The sequence below is a fragment of the Faecalibacterium sp. An58 genome, from assembly GCF_002161515.1.
In the GTDB taxonomy this organism is placed as follows: Bacteria; Bacillota; Clostridia; order Oscillospirales; family Ruminococcaceae; genus Faecalibacterium; species Faecalibacterium avium.
On the sequence record NZ_NFHX01000008.1, the window covers coordinates 78524 to 94641 of the forward strand.

Sequence of the window (16118 nt, forward strand, 5' to 3'; positions counted from 1 at the left end):
CTCAGATGCCTCCTTCTTCACGGTAGGACTTGCTGCGGCGGTAAGTCAGCAGCGAGCCGATGGCCAGGATGATGAATGTCAGGATGCCGACCACGGCGCCCACATTGTAGTACTGCTTGTCGATGGTCAGCTTGTACAGCCAGGTGACCAGCAGGTCGGTGCTGCCGGCCGTGGAGGCCAGGTCGGTGACGGGGTCGCCGCCGGACAGCAGGTAGATGACGTTGAAGTTGTTGACGTTGCTGGTGAAGGTGGCGATCAGGTACGGGGTGGTGACGTAGAACATATAGGGCAGCGTGATGCGGAAGAAGGTCTGCACTGCGTTGGCACCGTCTACGGTGGCAGCCTCATACAGGTCGGAGGGGATGTTCTGCAGCACGCCGGTCAGCTGCAGCAGGGTATAGGGCACGCCCACCCAGATGTTGATCAGGATGACGGTCACCCGGGCCCAGGTGGGATCGGTGAAGAAGGGAAGGCTCACGCCGTCCGCGATGAGGCCCAGCTGCCGCAGCAGCACGTTGACAGCGCCTTCGGGCTGCAGCATGGTGCGCATGATCAGCAGGGAGACGAACATGGGCACCGCGCAGGGCAGAACGAAGCAGAAACGCCAGAAACCCTTGGCCTTGGTGTCCTTGCGGTTGATGATGATGGCCAGGATCATGCCTGCAAAGTAGTTGGTGAAGGTGGCAAAGAAGGCCCACACCAGCGTCCAGCCCAGCACCTTCCAGAAGGTGGAGCCCAGGATCGAGTTGGAGTCGAACAGGGTGCGGAAGTTGTCCAGGCCCACCCAGTCGAACAGGACCAGGTGGTTGTCGATCTTGCTGTAATTGGTGAACGCCATGCAGATCATGAAGATCAGAGGCAGGATGGTCAGGGCGGTGATGAAGAACATGGAGGGGGTCATCAGGAGACGGTAGAGGTTGGAGTCGAACAGCTCCTTGATGTCCTCGCTGAAGGTGAAGATGTGCTTGCCGGCTTTGGCCTGCAGCTGGACGTTGTAGGCGCTCTTGAGGGTGCCGCGCCAGATCCAGAACATGACGCCGGTCACAAGGATGGTGGCCAGGCCGTACAACAAAAGCAGGATGGATTGGTCGCCATGGGTGTACTCAAAGATCTGGAGCTCCTCGTTCCAGACCTCCTGGCGCTCGACGCTGCCCAGGGATACCAGCATGGACAGATTGTAAAAGCCGTTGGTCACCATAAAGGCGATGTAGGCGACCTCGGCTGCCAGGAACAGCAGCCCCTTGACCACCTGGCCGTGGACCATATTGCCCAGGCCCATCACCACCATGGACAGCCGGGTGAAGATATCGCCGTTCTTGATGGCTTCCATGCAGGTGATGGGGTTGTCGATCTTGAGGGTGTTGCTGCGCAGTTTTAAAGCACTTGTGGCATTCATGCACGAATCCTCCCTTTCCTTATGAGATGCCGTCGCTGTTCATGGCATCGTTCATGGCCTGGGTCTGCTCAGCGGCGTTGTCGTGGGTGATGGTCCCGCTGCGGATGCCCTTGCCCATGTTCTCGACCGGGGTCCAGCAGTTGCTCATGCCCGAGACGAAAGGCTGGAGGATCGAGGTGCGGTCGAAGGTGTCGTTCTGGGCGGCCACCAGCTCGTCGCTGGCGATGGCGGGGTCGGCCAGAAGCTCGGTGTTGCAGGGGATGACGGTGCGCAGGTCGTAGTGCAGCTGCTGTGCCTCGGGGCCGCCCAGGTAGAGGGCCAGCTGGATTGCCTGCACCATGTACTTGCTGTTGGTGTTGACGCCGATGGCTTTGCTGCCGGCGTAGGCGTACATCTGCTTTTCCTCCCCGTTCAGGGTGAAGGTGGGCAGCGCGGCCACGCCCATGTTGTCGCCCAGGATCTCCTTGATGGCCTCCGCGTCCCACGAGCCGGTGAAGATGGCCTTGATGCTGCCGTCGCGCAGGCCGGCCATGCCGGACCCGTCGGCGTCCACCGTGAAGTTGGGATTGTTGTACAGGTCGATCAGGTAGTTGGTGACGTCCACCGCCTTCTGGCCTGCAAAGTCCACGCCCAGCTCTTCCTGGGTGCCGTCCCCGAACAGGGTGCAGCCGTTGCCGAAATAGAAGGCGGGCAGATACCAGGAGTTGGTGAAGGGGAAGCTGACCACGCCCTTGGTGAGCATGGTGTCCAGGTTCTTGATGTCGTCCTCCGAGAAGGTGGACTTATCGTAGTACATGAACCAGGTGTTGGTGGTGAAGGGCACGCCGTAGATGTAGTCGTCCATGGTCAGGCTGTCCACCAGGCTGGGGCTGTTGCTGGCGCTGATCTCATCGGCGTAGATGCCGCCGAATTTGGCCAGGGCGCCGGCGTCGGTCAGGGTGGTGAGGGTGTCGTTGGCGAACATGAACACATCGGCGCTGGCCTCCGCATCCTGGCTGACGGTGCCTGCCGCACCGGCCTCGTCGGCGACGCCATAGACAAAGGTGATGTTCCACTCGGGGTGCAGCTCGGCAAAACGGTCGCAGCAGGTCTGCAGCCATTCACCGCTGTCCTTGGCCTGGTCCTGGGACGGGCTCCAGACCATCAGACGGACATTCTCGCCGCTGCCCTCGGAACATCCGCTCAGCATGCCGCCCGCAGCAGCAGTCCCGGCCGCCACCGCAGACAGGCGCAGAAAGTCCCTTCTGGACAGAAGGCGGGGAGCGGACCAGTTTTTGCGCATTAGCAATTCCTCCTTTTTGCTTCTCATAAACGGGTGCGAAGGGCGTTGCGAAGTTTCGTAATGTTTCGCGATGGCATTATCATAAACCAAATTGCGCTAAGAATCAAGTCTTTTTTTGAAAATCGCGAATTTTTTGTGAATCATGTACAACCAAAATCCATTGATTTCAGGCGATTTAACAACGGGCGACTGCGATGCACAAAAATGCGAAACTTTTTTTGAGGTTTCGTACAGGCTCCGGCATTTGCCTTTTGGACCCGGGATGGGTATAATAAAACCATGAAAAGACTATCTTCGGCCGGAAAGGAGGTGCAAACAGATGCCGACTATGGAAGATATTGCCAAAAAAGTGGGGGTGTCCAAGGGGACGGTGTCCAAAGCCCTGAACGGCGCGCCGGATATCAGCGAAACTTTGCGCAAAACCATCCTCGAGACCGCCGTCACCCTGGGCTATACCCGGGCCCGGCGGGGGGCGGTGCGCACCCTGTGCGTCCTGATCGAGAACATGGACTACGCAAAGCCCGAGGATTTCGGCTACGATATCATCGCCGGCTTCCGGCAGATGGCAGAGCCTTCCGGCTACAGCGTCCGCGTGGTGGATATGAGCAAGGAGATGCAGCGCTCGGTGAGCTACGACACCTTCATGCTGCAGGAGGGCTACCTGGGGGCCTTGATCCTGGGGGCCACCCTGAACGACCCCTGGATGAAGGAATTTCCCACCAGCCGCACCCCGGCGGTGCTGTATGACAACCTGATCCTGGGCAACCCCACCATCTCTACCCTGGGCGTGGACAACAACGAGGCCATCGGCCAGGCGGTCAACGCGCTGTGCGGCATGGGCCACCAGAAGATCGGCTACCTCAGCGGGGCGCTGGGCTCCCATATCACCCAGGTGCGGTATAAGAGCTTTTTCCATGAGATACGCCGCCGCAAGCTGCCCAGCGGGGTGTCGATGGCGGGCTATGCCTACTCCTTTTCCGAGTGCGTCAACACCCATCTGCCCCGCCTGGTGGACATGGGGGTGACCGCCGTGCTGTGCAGCTCGGATCTGCTGGCCCACACCGCCCTGATCCGCTGCCTGGAGCTGGGCATCCAGGTGCCCCAGCGGCTGAGCATCATCGGCTTTGACGACCTGCCTTTCTGCGCCCACACCTCGCCCCCCCTGACCACCATCCGTCAGGACCGGCTGCAGATCGGCAAGAGCGGCTATTATGCCCTGGACAGCCTTTTGAACGGAGTGCCCATCAGCAGCCTGCTGCTGCACGCCCAGCTGATCCTGCGGGGTTCCACCGGGCCCGCGCCCCGGCTGTGAGTGCGGCCAAACTGCAAACGATACCGCGGCCAGCCGGGAGGGATGCTCCTTTCCGGGCTGGCCGTTTTGCTGTCCGACCCATGTGCTTATAGACCTTTGGGTCCGATTGTGCTAGAATAAGGTGTATTCCATCCATTGGCCGACAGGCAAGGGCCGGCCCTGCGTGAGAATAGAAAGGACGCTTTTGTATGAAGATCATACTTGTGGGCGGCGGCAAAGTGGGCACAGCCCTGGCCCGCCAGCTCAGTGAGGAAGGCCACAGCGTTACGGTGATCGACACCAACAAGGCCCGCGTGGAGCAGATCGTACAGGCTTACGATGTGCTGGGCGTGGTGGGCAACGGTTCCTCCATCACCACCCTGAACGAGGCCGGCATCGAGGACACCGACGTCTTTATCGCCATCACCGGCTCGGATGAACTGAATCTGCTCTGCTGCATGTTTGCCAAAAAGGCGGGCAGCCGCCATACCATCGCCCGGGTGCGCAACCCGTCGTACAGCCACGAGCTGGACTTCATCCGTCAGCAGACCGGCATTTCGGCCATCATCAACCCCGAGATGGCCGCCGCCAAGGAGATCTCCCGGCTGCTGCGCTTCCCCGGCGCCAGCAAGATCGACACCTTTGCGGGGGGCCGGGTGCGGCTGATCAAGTTTGCCCTGGCCGACCAGCTGGATGGGATGCCCATTCGGGATATCCCTTCCCGGATGGGATGCGATATCCTGGTGTGCGCGGTGGAGCGGGGGCAGACCGTCACCATCCCCGACGGCAGCTTTGTGCTGCGCAAAGGGGATCTGGTCACCTTCCTGGCCACCGAGGAGAAGGCCCAGCAGTTCTTTGTCAAGCTGGGCCTGCCGGTCAAACCGGTGAAGAACGCCATGATCGTGGGGGGCGGCGCCATCGCCTTCTATCTCAGCCAGTACCTGCTGGAGAGCAAGATCAAGGTGCGGATCATCGAGCGGGACCTCGAGCGCTGCGACTACCTGGCCGAGGAACTGCCCCAGGCCCAGATCCTCTGTGAGGACGGCTCCAACCGGGGCTTCCTGCTCAGCGAAGGGCTGGACTCGGCCGAGTCCTTTGTGGCCCTGACCAATATGGACGAGGAGAACATCCTGCTGTCCCTGTTCGCCTCCAACCACTCCAAAGCCAAACTGGTCACCAAGATCAACCGTCTGGAGTTTGATGACATCCTCTCCAGCTTTGACCTGGGCAGCATCATCTACCCCAAATACATGACCTGTGACTTTGTGGTGCAGTATGTCCGCGCCCTGCAAAACGCGGCGGGCAGCAATGTCAAGACCCTGTACCGCATTCTGGACGACCGGGTGGAAGCCCTGGAATTCACCGTCCACGAAGTCAGCGCCGCCACCGGCGTGGCCCTGAGCGAGCTGCACCTCAAGCCCAACCTGCTGTTGTGCTGCATCACTCGGGGGGATGAGATCATCATTCCCCGGGGCGGCGATACCATCCAGCTGGGGGATACCGTCATTGTGGTCACCCTGCAGCACGGCCTGCATGACCTGCGGGATATCGTGGCCGGGCAGGGAGGCGCACGATGAACTATGCCATAGTGTTCCGCCTGCTGGGCTACATCCTGCTGTGTGAGGGCGGACTGATGGCCTTCCCGGCGGCAGTCAGCGTCCTGTACGGCGAGTGGGACATCCTGGGGGTGTTCCTGTTCACCATCGCCCTGTGCCTGGTCATTGGGGGCCTGCTGACCCGCATCAAGCCCCGCAGCAAGATCTTCTATATGCGGGAGAGCTGCGTCACCGCCGCCCTGACCTGGATCGTCATCAGCATCATGGGGGCGGTGCCCTTTGTCCTGTCGGGCGCCATCCCCGACCCCATCGGGGCCTTGTTCGAGACGGTGTCCGGCTTTACCACCACCGGCGCATCGGTGCTGGCCGACGTGGAAAGCCTGCCCATGGGCATTTTGTTCTGGCGCAGCTTCACCCACTGGATCGGCGGCATGGGCATCCTGGTGTTCCTGCTGGCTGTGCTGCCCCTCACCGGCGGCAGCCATGTCAACCTGATGAAGGCCGAGAGCCCCGGTCCCCAGGTGGAAAAGATGGTGCCCTCGGTGCAGGCCACGGCCAAGATCCTCTATGGCATCTACCTGGGCATGACCGTCCTGCAGATCGTCTTTATGCTGGCAGGGGGCTGCCCCCTGATGGACACCCTGCTGATCACCTTTGGTTCGGCGGGCACCGGCGGTTTTGGCATCAAGAATGACAGCATGGCCAGCTATTCCACCTACATCCAGGTGGTGGTCACCGTCTTTATGATCCTGTTCGGCGTCAACTTCAGCGCCTACTTCTACCTGATGCGGCGCAAGTGGCGCAAGGCCGCCGCCATCGAGGAGGTGCGCTGGTATCTGGGGGTGGTCTTTGCGGCCATCGCCCTCATCAGCTGGAACATCCGCGATTTGTTCCCCAACCTCCTCACCGCCATCCAGCAGGCCGCCTTCCAGGTGGGGTCCATCATCACCACCACCGGGTTCTCCTCCTGCGACTTTGACCAGTGGCCCTCCTTTGCCAAGAGCATCCTGGTGGTGCTGATGTTCATCGGCGCCTGCGCGGGCAGCACCGGCGGCGGCATGAAGATCAGCCGCTTTATGATCCTGGCCAAGAGCATCCGCAAGGAGATCGCCCAGACGCTGCACCCCAACGTGGTGGCGCCGGTGCGTGTGGACGGCAAGCCTCTGGACCAGGATACCCTGCGCTCTACCAACGTGTTCATGGCGGCCTATTTCATCATCTTTGGGGCGTCGGTGCTGCTGGTCAGCCTGGACGGCCAGGGCCTGGTGACCAATTTCACCGCTGTGGCGGCCACCTTCAACAACATCGGCCCCGGCCTGGAGGGGGTAGGCCCTATGGCAAACTTTGGGCTGTACTCGGGCTTTTCCAAACTGGTGCTGACGGTGGATATGCTGGCGGGCCGCCTGGAACTGTTCCCCCTGCTGATGCTGTTCGTCCCGGAGACGTGGAAAAAGTTCTGAACATAGAAAAAGCTCCGCCTTCCCAAGAAGGCGGGGCCTTTGTTTTTGTTTATAGAAAGATCGCTCCCGAGTGGGCGGGCGGCTGGGATGCCCCCGCCAGGCTGCGCAGCAGCTGGGGCAGAGCAGAGAGGTCCCCGCCGGTGGCCTGCAAAGCCAGCACCAGACCCACGGCCGCGGCCAGCAGAAGGGCCAGCAGCAGCCGCGTCCGCCAGCGGCGTGCGGCGCCGTGTGCGCGGCCCGCTCTGCAATAACGGACCCCCTTGGCCTGGGGCAGACGCTTGGCGGCCCGCCGGATCATGTCCAGCAGCCAGAGGGCGGGGCTGCCCTCCGGCGGCACGCTGCACACCCAGCAGCCCTTGCGCCGGGCCAGCAGCACCAGGGTATCCCCATCCCGGACCAGCACGCCGGCCACCAGGTCGGCGTGGGTCAGATGGACGGCGGCCTGCATCCGGCACAGCTTGTCCGCCAGGGGGTCCTGGGCCGGAGCGCGGCTTACCCGGGCATCCACTTTGGCCATGAGAGCGGCGTCCAGACAGCTGCCCGCCCCAAAATCAAACACCCGGCTGATCCCGGGCCGCCCTTCCAGCCGGGAGGCCAGCAGGGCAAGGGCTTCGGGGTCGGCGCAGGCCAGCAGCCTGTCCCGCCCCACCAGGGCCTGGGCGGTGCAGTCGGCCAGGGTGTCGCCCCCGGCTCCGTACAGCCCTCCGGCAAAGGCGCGGCGCAGCCGCTCCCCGGCCCGGTGCAGCGCGCGGGGCGGCGCGGTCAGGGCCAGCAGGGTCTCGGCGCCCTGGGCCCGGCTTTCCACATGGGCCAGGCCGCACCGGCCTGCCAGCCCGGCTGCCGCCTGTTCCACCTCTGCCGGTTCCACTCCAAAAAAGCGGAGCACCCGGCTCTCGTTTGCCGCTGCCATCACGCATACCCCCTGCCGTCGTTTTTAAAGTTACAAGATCAGCGCCTCGTTCAGGGCCGCCAGGGCCTGGGCATCCCCGCAGGCGCCGTCTTCCAGCCGGTAACAGCCCGCCGGAGCCTTGCCCTGGGCCAGCCGCAGCGCCAGCTCCAGGGCGGCATGGGCCGCCCGGGCGCGGATGTTTTCACGGTCTGCCCGGATATAGTGGAATTTCTCCACATACACCCCTGCCGGACCGGCCCCCGCGATGTAGACGGTGCCCACCGGGCGCACGGCGTCGCCGCCGCCCGGGCCTGCCAGCCCGGTGACCGCCACCGCGATATCCGCCCCCGAGACTTCTTTGGCGCCCCGGGCCATCTGGGCCGCCACCGGCCCCGACACCACATTGTAGCGCCGGATGACCGCCGGGTCCACCCCGATCAGGCGGGCCTTGGCCTGTTCCCAATAGGTGACAAAGCCATAGCCAAAGACGTTGCTGGCCCCCGGCACCCCGGTCAGCTGCTGGGCGATCAGGCCGCCGGTGCAGCTCTCGGCGGTGGCAATGGTCCGGCTTTGGGCCTCCAGGGTGTGCACCACCGTGTGGGCCAGGCTGGGCACATCTTCATCATACACCGCATCGCCCAGAATATCATAGAACTTTTTGGCATATGCCCGGCACATTTCCGCACCCTGCCCGGCAGTAGCGGCCCGGGCGGTGATCCGGATCTCACTTTCGCCGGTCTTGCAGTAGATGGCGGCGGTGGGATTTTCGTTTTTCAACAGATCCCGCACCCGGTACTCGATCTCGCTTTCGCCCCCCAGCACCCGCAGGGTCAGGGAGTGGAGGGAGCAGTTTTGACGGGCCAGCAGGAGGGGACGAATCTGTTCGGTCCACATGGCTTTCATCTCGGCCGGTACGCCCGGCATCAGGACGGCGCATTTGCCCTCCTGCTCAAACCAGGCCCCCGGCGCGGTGCCATGGGCGTTGGGGATCTTGCGGCCGTGCACCGGCACCATGGCCTGCTTGCGGTTGTTGGGGGTGGTCTGGCGCCCCATCCGGGTGAAGAAAGAAGTGATCTTTTCCCACTCCTCGGGGTCAAAGGCCAGGGTGTCCCCGTAGCAGGCGGCTACCGTCTCTTTGGTCAGGTCGTCGTCGGTGGGGCCCAGGCCCCCGGTGAATACCAGCAGGTCGCAGCGGTCCTTGGCCGACTGCACCCACTCGGCCAGACGCTGGTGGTTGTCCCCGACGGTGCTCTGCCGCTGGACCGTGATGCCCAGATCGGCCAGTTCCCGGCTGAGATACTGGGCGTTGGTGTTCAGGATGTTGCCCAGCAGAAGCTCGGTGCCTACGCTGATGATCTCCGCTGTCATGGTGCGGCCTCCTTTCAGTCGTCCAGTTCAGTCTGGTCGTCGATGCGGATGCGCAGCCGCTGGGCCGAAGCGGCGGCCTCAGCCTCCAGGGCGGCCAGATCGGGCATGGCGGCCTCGGCCTCCAGTACCTCCCCCAGGGTGGGACGCAGCTTGGGGTGGGGCGGCGTGAAGATGGTGCAGCAGTCCTCATAGGGCAGGATGCTGGTCTCAAAGGTGCCGATGCGGCGGGCCGTCTCGATGATCTCGGTCTTGTCCATCCCGATCAGGGGGCGCAGCACCGGCAGGTCCTGGGCGGCGTCGGTGCAGCGCAGGGCCTGGACGGTCTGGCTGGCCACCTGGGCCAGGCTTTCGCCGGTGACCAGCGCCTCGCAGCCCTGCCGCTGGGCGATCTGCCCGGCGATCCGCATCATGCTGCGGCGCATCAGCACCGTGAACAGCATGGGCGGGGCGTTGTCCCGGATGCACTCCTGGGGACGGGTATAGGGCACGATGAACAGATTGCAGCTGCCGGTGTAGACGGTGGTGCGCTGGGCCAGAGCGATCACCTTGCGGCGGGCCCGCTCGGAGGTGTAGGGCGGGGAAGCGAAGTGGATGTGATCCAGCGCCAGGCCCCGCTTGGCCATCCGGTAGGCCGCCACCGGGCTGTCGATGCCGCCCGACAGCATATTCAGAGCCCGGCCGCTGGTGCCCACCGGCAGGCCCCCTTCGCCGGGGGTCTTGGGTCCGTGGACGTAGGCCCCGCGGTCTCGCACCTCGACGATCACCTTGAAGTCGGGCTGATGGACATCCACCCGCAGGTAGGGATGCCTGGACAGCAGGAAGGCGCCCAGTTCCCGCATCAGCTGGGGGCTGGTCATGGGGAAGGACTTGTCGGCCCGGCGTGCCTCCACCTTGAAGGTCTTGACCTGGCGCAGGGCCTGGCCGAGGTAGCTCTCAGCCGCGGCGCAGATGGCGTCAAAATCCTTGTCGCAGACGGCGCAGCGGCTGACGGCCGCCAGGCCGAACACCTTGGACACCCGGGCAAAGGCCAGGTCCAGGTCCGCCGCGTCGTCCTCCGGCTCGATGTAGAAGGTGGACTGGGCGCACCACACCTGGAAACGGCCCGCGTCCTTGAGGCGGTAGCGCAGGATCTTCATGAGGGCCGACTCGAACTGGTTGCGGTTGAGCCCCTTGAGGGACATCTCCCCCTGGTAACCGATGATTACTTCACGCATAATTTCTCTCCTGTTATACAGATGTCAAATTCCCTGCAGGGTCTTCATGCCCACCTCGAACCGCTCCAGGAAGGCGTCCACGTCGGCCTCGGTGTTGTCGGCGCAGAAGGACACCCGGATGGCGGTATCCACCGCCCGGGCCGGCCGGCCCATGGCCGCCAGGGTGTGGCTGGGCTCGCCCCGGCCGCAGGCCGACGCAGAGGATACATAGATCTTTTCCTGGGCCAGCCAGGCCAGCATGGTCTCGCTGCGCACCTTGTTTTCGCTGAAATTCAGGATCTCGGGCACCGCCCCGTCGGGGCTGTTGATCTCCACGGTGGGGAAGGCGGTCAGACCCTGCCGCAGCCGCTGGTTGAGGGCCCGGGCCTGTGCGGCGCGCTGGCCGAGGGTGGGGGCCAGTTTCTGGGCGGCAGCCGCCAGCCCCAGCGCATAGGGCAGGTTTTCGGTGCCGGGACGGATGCCCCGCTCCTGTTCGCCGCCCAGGTAGGGCGGGCGGAAGCTCTGGATCAGCTTGTCGCTGAGGTACAGCCCGCCCACCCCTTTGGGGGCGTGGATCTTGTGTCCGCTGACCGTAAAGCTGTCGATGCCGCTGTCGGCCAGACGCACCGGCAGCCGCATCCAGGCCTGCACCCCGTCCACATGGACCATCATCCGGCTGTTGATCTTTTTGGCTTCCCGGGCCAGGCGGGCCACGTCGCACACGGCGCCGGTCTCGTTGTTCACCATCATGCAGGCCGCCAGCACGGTGGAGCGGTCGATCTGGCTGAGCATCTCGTCCACCGCAAAGCTGCCGTCGGCGTGGGGCGGCACGAACACCACCTGCCAGCCTGCGCTGGCCAGGTCTTCCAGCGGGCGGCGGACACTGGGATGTTCAAAGCCCGAACAGACGATCTTTTTGCCGAAAGTCTTGGTGCGGACGCCTCCCAGCAGGGCCAGATTGTTCCCCTCGCTGCCGCAGGAGGTGAAATACCATTCGCGGCTTTTGCACCCGAGGGTGTGGGCCAGGGCGGCCCGCGCTTTATGAAGGGCGTCCTCACTCTCGACGCCGGGCCCGTAGAGGGAGGAGGGATTGGCCCAGTGGTCAAGCATCGCCTGGTGGATCACATCGGCCACCGCGGGGTCCACCAGGGTGGTGGCCGCGTTGTCCAGATAGTGGAGCGAAGGGTCTGTGCGCATGAAAAATACCTGCTTTCTGTCAAAAATGTCGGATGCATCAACATAACAGTATAACATAAAATCCCCCTGGGGGAAAGGGGGAGGCAGTTAATATCCAATCTTGTCTGCCGGCGGCCGGCATGGTACAATAGAAACAGGATCAACAAAATTCGCCCCCGCCGGGGCAAGGGAGGTGCTGCCTCATGGCAGATTATCAGGAATACCGGCGTCATGTGCTGCACAGGCGCTGGCGCAGGATGTTTGCGACCTTTCTGGCGCTGGTGATGCTGGTGCTTTTGTGCGGTGTATGGGTGTTGTGGAGGCAGCTGTATCCCACCCCGCCCAGCCGGCAGGAACCCCAGATCACGCTGCTGGAGCAGGCGCTGCCCGACGCCTCCTGGCGGACCCTCAGCTATGAGCGCTCCACCGCGTACCAGGTGCAGACCCGGGCCGACGGCTCGACGGCGATGGATTTCCGGCTGGCGTCCATGCCGGTGACCGAGTCGGAGCCGGTGGACCTGAGCTATTTTGACAGCGCGGTCTTTCTGGGGGACAGTCTGACCCAGGGGCTGCAGATCTACGACACCGGCCTGCCCAACGCCCATTACTGCGCCTACCGCGGGGTAGGGCCCAATGCGGTGGTCAATGGGACCACCTGCACCCGCATCGACGGCGTACAGGAAGTGCCGCTGGAGGCTCTGGCCTCCTATGCGCCCAAGTCGGTGTACATCCTGCTGGGCACCAACGTCCTGACCCAGGACACCGATTACACCAGCTTTTTGAATTATTACAGCCTGATGCTGGACAACATCCGGGCGCTGCTGCCCGACGCGGATATCTACGTCCAGTCCATCACGCCGGTGCGGCCTGAGGTCAGCGCCGGCGCGGGCCACAGCGGGATGTATGGGGCCCGATTCATCCGGGTCAACAACGACCTGGCCGCCCTGGCGGTGGAGAAGGGCTGTTATTTCCTGGACCTGTGGGAAGTGCTGGCCGACGCCAACGGCGACCTGAAAGCCGAGTACGCCCAGCCCGACGGCTACCATCTGCTGCCCGAGGGCTATGCGGCCTGGGTGAACTATCTGCGCACCCATGTGGCGCACACCGAGATCGTTACCCCCGAGGACCCCACCGCTCAGACGGCGGACAGTGCCGCGGCCGCTTCGGCTGCCCCTCTGGCCGCCTGAACCGGACGCGACAGCGCCCCCGCCCTTCCGCAGGGAAGAGCAGGGGCGTTGCTTTTTTGCAGATGGTTCAGCGCTTGGCGATGCACTCAATCTCCAGCCGGGCGCCCTTGGGGATGGCGGCCACCTGCACGCAGCTGCGGGCAGGGTAGGGCTGGGCGAATGCCTGGGCATAGACCTGGTTGACGGCGGCGAAGTCGTTGATGTCGGCCAGGAAGATCACCGTTTTGACCACGTGGGCCATGGTCAGGCCGGCCTCGGCCAGGATGGCCCGGATGTTGGCCAGGCTCTGGGCGGCCTGCGCCTCCACCGTGTCGGGCATGGCGCCGGTGGCGGGGTCCACCGGGAGCTGTCCCGAAACAAACACCAGATCGCCCAGGTCGAGCGCCTGGCTGTAAGGGCCGATGGCCGCAGGCGCGTTGGATGTAGAGATCACGTTCATGGTAAAAGCTCCTTTCTTGGGTCAGCCCACCAGCTGGAAGCCGGCTTTGGCCAGTTCGGCCCGGATCTGGTTGATCTGGGCAATGTCGCGGGTCTCCATGCCCAGCTTGAGGAAGCAGCTGGAAATGGGCATATTGGGGTCGGAACCGTCGTACTGCACCGACACCACATTGCCGCCGCAGTCGGCCACGATCCGGGATACTTTGGTCAGCTGGCCGGGCTTGTCCTCCAGGGCGATGGTCAGATTGGACTTGCGCCCGCTCATGATCAGGCCGCGGGTGATCACCCGGCTGAGGATATTGACGTCGATGTTGCCGCCCGAGACCAGGCAGACCACCTTTTTGCCCTGGATGGGCAGTTTATCGTAGAGGGCCGCCGCCACCGGCACCGCGCCGGCGCCCTCGGCCACCAGTTTCTGATTCTCCATCAGGGAGAGGATGGCCGCCGCGATCTCGTCCTCGCTGACGGTGACCATCCCGTCCACGTACGTTTCGCACATCTGGTAGGTGACCTCGCCGGGGGTCTTGACCTGGATGCCGTCGGCAAAGGTGGAGGCGGCCTCCAGGGTCTGGTATTGGTGGTTCTGCATCGAAAGCACCATGCTGGGCGCCCCCGCCGCCTGGACGCCATAGACCTTGACGTCCGGGCGCAGGCTCTTGATGGTAAAGGCGATGCCCGAGATCAGGCCGCCGCCGCCCACCGGCACGATCACCGCGTCCAGGTCGGGCAGCTGGTCCAGGATCTCCAGGCCGATGGTGCCCTGCCCCGCGATGACCAGTTCGTCGTCGTAGGGGTGGATGAAGGTCATACCGGTCTCGGACTGCAGCTGGACGGCGTAATCGTGGGCGTCGTCGTAGGTGCCGGGCACCAGGCATACTTCCGCGCCCAGGCTCTTGGTGTTTTCCACCTTCATGATGGGCGCGCCGTCGGGCATACAGACGATGCTGCGGATGCCCATCCGGGTAGCCGCCAGGGCCACGCCCTGGGCGTGGTTGCCGGCCGAACAGGCGATGACCCCCTTGGCCCGCTCTGCCTCGGACAGCTGGCTGATCTTGTAGTAGGCGCCCCGGACTTTGAAGCTGCCGGTCACCTGCAGGTTTTCGGTCTTGAGGTACAGCCTGCATCCCTGGGACAGCTGCGGCGCTTCGATCAGGTCGGTGCGGCGGGCGATGTCCTTGAGGACAAAGGCGGCGTGATAGATTTTATCCAGTGTAAGCATAATCCCTCTCGTAAACCACGCAGGGCGCTTGGCCCTGCAACATCCTTTCCGCTTAGACTTTTTTCTGCTGATAGAGAACAGTATAGTTTAAAAAAACTGTTTTGTCAAATGAAACAGTTTCACCACGCCGCCCGCCCAAACCGCCGGCACAGCAAAACCCCCGCCCCTTTTGCAAGGGCGGGGGCGCTGTGGGTCAGAGGCCGAGGAGGTAGGTGAAGGTGGTGAGGTCATCTTCAAAGTGTATTTTAGCTATCTTATCTTCTGACAAACCGCTGGCTTTCAATTTTTCTTTGAGATCATTAGTTTTACCGCTGGGGCAATGAATGATGAGGTCCTCTGCCTTGACGCCCTTAAATGCTTCTCTCTCAATCGTATTTGGTACGGTGTAAAAGGTTATGTTTTCCAGGCCGGAGCAGTTCTGAAATGCACAGCCGCCAATCTCAGTCACCGTGCTGGGCAGGGTGATTGTTTCTAGGCTGGTGCATTCAATAAATGCATTGTTGCCAATGGTTTTCACCTGGGTGTTGTGCAGGTCGATCGAGGTCAGGCTCTTGCAGCCGTAAAATGCTTGGACACCAATTTCCGCCAAGCGCTCGGGCAGTAGGACTGTTTCCAGGCTGGTGCAGTTCTGAAATGCACTGTCGCCAATGCTTTTCAAGCTTGTGCAGCCGCTCAAGTTGATTTTGGTCAGACCGCTGCCTGCAAATGCCACGCCGCCAATGCTTTTCAAGCCATCGGGCAGAGTGATTTCGGTCAGGTTGTCGCAGAGAGAAAATGCATAGTTGCCAATCTCGGACACCGTGCTGGGCAGGGTGACTGTTGTCAGTTTTTCGCAGCCCGCAAATGCACTGGTGCCAATGGTTTCCAAGCCCTCTGGCAGGATGATTTTGGTCAGGCTGGTGCAGCTAGCAAATGCACCGTTGTCAATGATGGTCAAGCCTGCGCAGCCGCTCAAATTAAGAACTTTGATGCTGCTGTTAATATAACTTGTCCCGGCTTTCTTGTTGATGACTTCTATAATATTCTCAGCGGTTATATCAGTGTTTTGACTTAGCTCCAGATCTGCCACATTAACGATCAGCAAACCATTTTCTACTGTCACGCCGGGTATTGTATCGTCCTCGCTGTCATCATCCCCGTCGCTCGCGGGCCTTATCGGCTCAAAGGTATTTTCCTCGGTCACTTCCACGTCCACCACGACGTAGTATTTGCCGTCTACCTCCACCATGCCGATGCGGCCTTCCGTTACACCGCTGGATTTCAGCTGCTCCAGCACCGCGCGGATCTGGGAGGCCGCCAGCGCTGCGGCGTCCTCGGCGCTCTGGGCGGTCACCTCCCACACCTGCACCGCGTGCTGGCCGGGCCGGGCGCTGGTCAGACCGTCCACATTGAAGTTGACCGCGTTTTCCAGACCCAGCAGGGTGAGCAGGGCCTGGCGCAGATCGCCGCCCTTCTGCAAAGCCTGCCGCAGGTCCCGCTCCAGACCGAGGTCCGCGATGAATTCGATCAGCTGCTGCACCTGGGCGCTGTTGGCCGCAGCCGCCGCGTGGCCCGAAAAACTGTCGCAGCCGGTGAGGGCGCTTGCCGCCAGCGCCGCCGACAGGATGAACGCAATAGGCCGTCTCAAACGCATGATTTGCCTCCTGTGTACAAAAAGCTATAC

General features: G+C 62.8%; 13 protein-coding genes. 4 read left to right on the top strand and 9 right to left on the bottom strand.

Annotation, left to right across the window (positions count from 1 at the left end; all coding sequences use genetic code 11):
* Window position 1: 1 nt before the first annotated feature.
* Both B5G12_RS07385 and B5G12_RS07390 read right to left on the bottom strand, forming a co-directional pair.
* Complete coding sequence (locus B5G12_RS07385) at window positions 2–1396, bottom strand: carbohydrate ABC transporter permease (RefSeq protein WP_087324453.1); 1395 nt, start codon at window positions 1394–1396, stop codon at window positions 2–4.
* Between the two features lie 19 nt (window positions 1397–1415).
* Window positions 1416–2678 (bottom strand): extracellular solute-binding protein, encoded by a 1263-nt coding sequence (locus B5G12_RS07390; protein WP_087324454.1) that lies wholly within the window; start codon window positions 2676–2678, stop codon window positions 1416–1418.
* A 319-nt stretch (window positions 2679–2997) separates the two neighbouring features.
* Between B5G12_RS07390 and B5G12_RS07395 the strand changes: the two genes are divergently transcribed.
* The 3 genes from B5G12_RS07395 (at window position 2998) to B5G12_RS07405 (ending at window position 6985) form a co-directional block, all read left to right on the top strand.
* Window positions 2998–3990, top strand: coding sequence for a LacI family DNA-binding transcriptional regulator (locus B5G12_RS07395; RefSeq protein WP_087324455.1), 993 nt, complete (start codon window positions 2998–3000; stop codon window positions 3988–3990).
* 188 nt (window positions 3991–4178) lie between these two features.
* Window positions 4179–5546, top strand: a complete 1368-nt coding sequence (trkA, locus tag B5G12_RS07400; RefSeq protein ID WP_087324456.1) for a Trk system potassium transporter TrkA — start codon at window positions 4179–4181, stop codon at window positions 5544–5546.
* Entirely contained in the window at window positions 5543–6985 is a 1443-nt protein-coding gene (locus B5G12_RS07405; protein ID WP_087324457.1) for a TrkH family potassium uptake protein, read from the top strand. Before trkA ends, B5G12_RS07405 begins: the two co-directional genes overlap by 4 nt.
* 49 nt (window positions 6986–7034) lie before the next feature.
* Here the strand turns inward: B5G12_RS07405 and B5G12_RS07410 are convergent, their stop codons facing one another.
* The 4 genes from B5G12_RS07410 to B5G12_RS07425 are packed head-to-tail and all read right to left on the bottom strand — an operon-like array spanning window position 7035 to window position 11632.
* Window positions 7035–7895 carry a competence/damage-inducible protein A gene (locus B5G12_RS07410; protein WP_087324458.1) on the bottom strand — a complete coding sequence of 287 codons (861 nt, stop codon included), beginning with the start codon at window positions 7893–7895 and terminating at the stop codon, window positions 7035–7037.
* A 30-nt stretch (window positions 7896–7925) separates the two neighbouring features.
* A complete protein-coding gene (locus tag B5G12_RS07415) occupies window positions 7926–9242 on the bottom strand; it encodes a competence/damage-inducible protein A (protein ID WP_087324459.1) in 1317 nt (438 codons plus the stop codon).
* A 14-nt stretch (window positions 9243–9256) separates the two neighbouring features.
* Window positions 9257–10456: a tRNA uracil 4-sulfurtransferase ThiI gene (gene thiI, locus B5G12_RS07420; RefSeq protein ID WP_087324460.1), complete on the bottom strand. Its 1200-nt coding sequence runs from the start codon at window positions 10454–10456 to the stop codon at window positions 9257–9259.
* A 24-nt stretch (window positions 10457–10480) separates the two neighbouring features.
* A complete protein-coding gene (locus tag B5G12_RS07425) occupies window positions 10481–11632 on the bottom strand; it encodes a cysteine desulfurase family protein (RefSeq protein ID WP_087324468.1) in 1152 nt (383 codons plus the stop codon).
* 182 nt (window positions 11633–11814) lie between these two features.
* Here B5G12_RS07425 and B5G12_RS07430 point away from each other — a divergent pair, with 182 nt between their 5' ends.
* Window positions 11815–12798 carry a GDSL-type esterase/lipase family protein gene (locus tag B5G12_RS07430; protein WP_087324461.1) on the top strand — a complete coding sequence of 328 codons (984 nt, stop codon included), beginning with the start codon at window positions 11815–11817 and terminating at the stop codon, window positions 12796–12798.
* Window positions 12799–12865: 67 nt separating this feature from the next.
* Here the strand turns inward: B5G12_RS07430 and B5G12_RS07435 are convergent, their stop codons facing one another.
* The 3 genes from B5G12_RS07435 to B5G12_RS07445 all read right to left on the bottom strand — a co-directional run bounded on the left by B5G12_RS07435 (window position 12866) and on the right by B5G12_RS07445 (window position 16088).
* The gene (locus tag B5G12_RS07435; protein WP_087324462.1) at window positions 12866–13237 is read right to left on the bottom strand and encodes a RidA family protein; all 372 of its coding nucleotides are present in this window, start codon (window positions 13235–13237) and stop codon (window positions 12866–12868) included.
* A 21-nt stretch (window positions 13238–13258) separates the two neighbouring features.
* Complete coding sequence (gene ilvA, locus B5G12_RS07440; RefSeq protein WP_087324463.1) at window positions 13259–14455, bottom strand: threonine ammonia-lyase; 1197 nt, start codon at window positions 14453–14455, stop codon at window positions 13259–13261.
* Between the two features lie 193 nt (window positions 14456–14648).
* Window positions 14649–16088, bottom strand: a complete 1440-nt coding sequence (locus B5G12_RS07445) for a leucine-rich repeat domain-containing protein (RefSeq protein ID WP_087324464.1) — start codon at window positions 16086–16088, stop codon at window positions 14649–14651.
* Window positions 16089–16118: the final 30 nt, after the last annotated feature.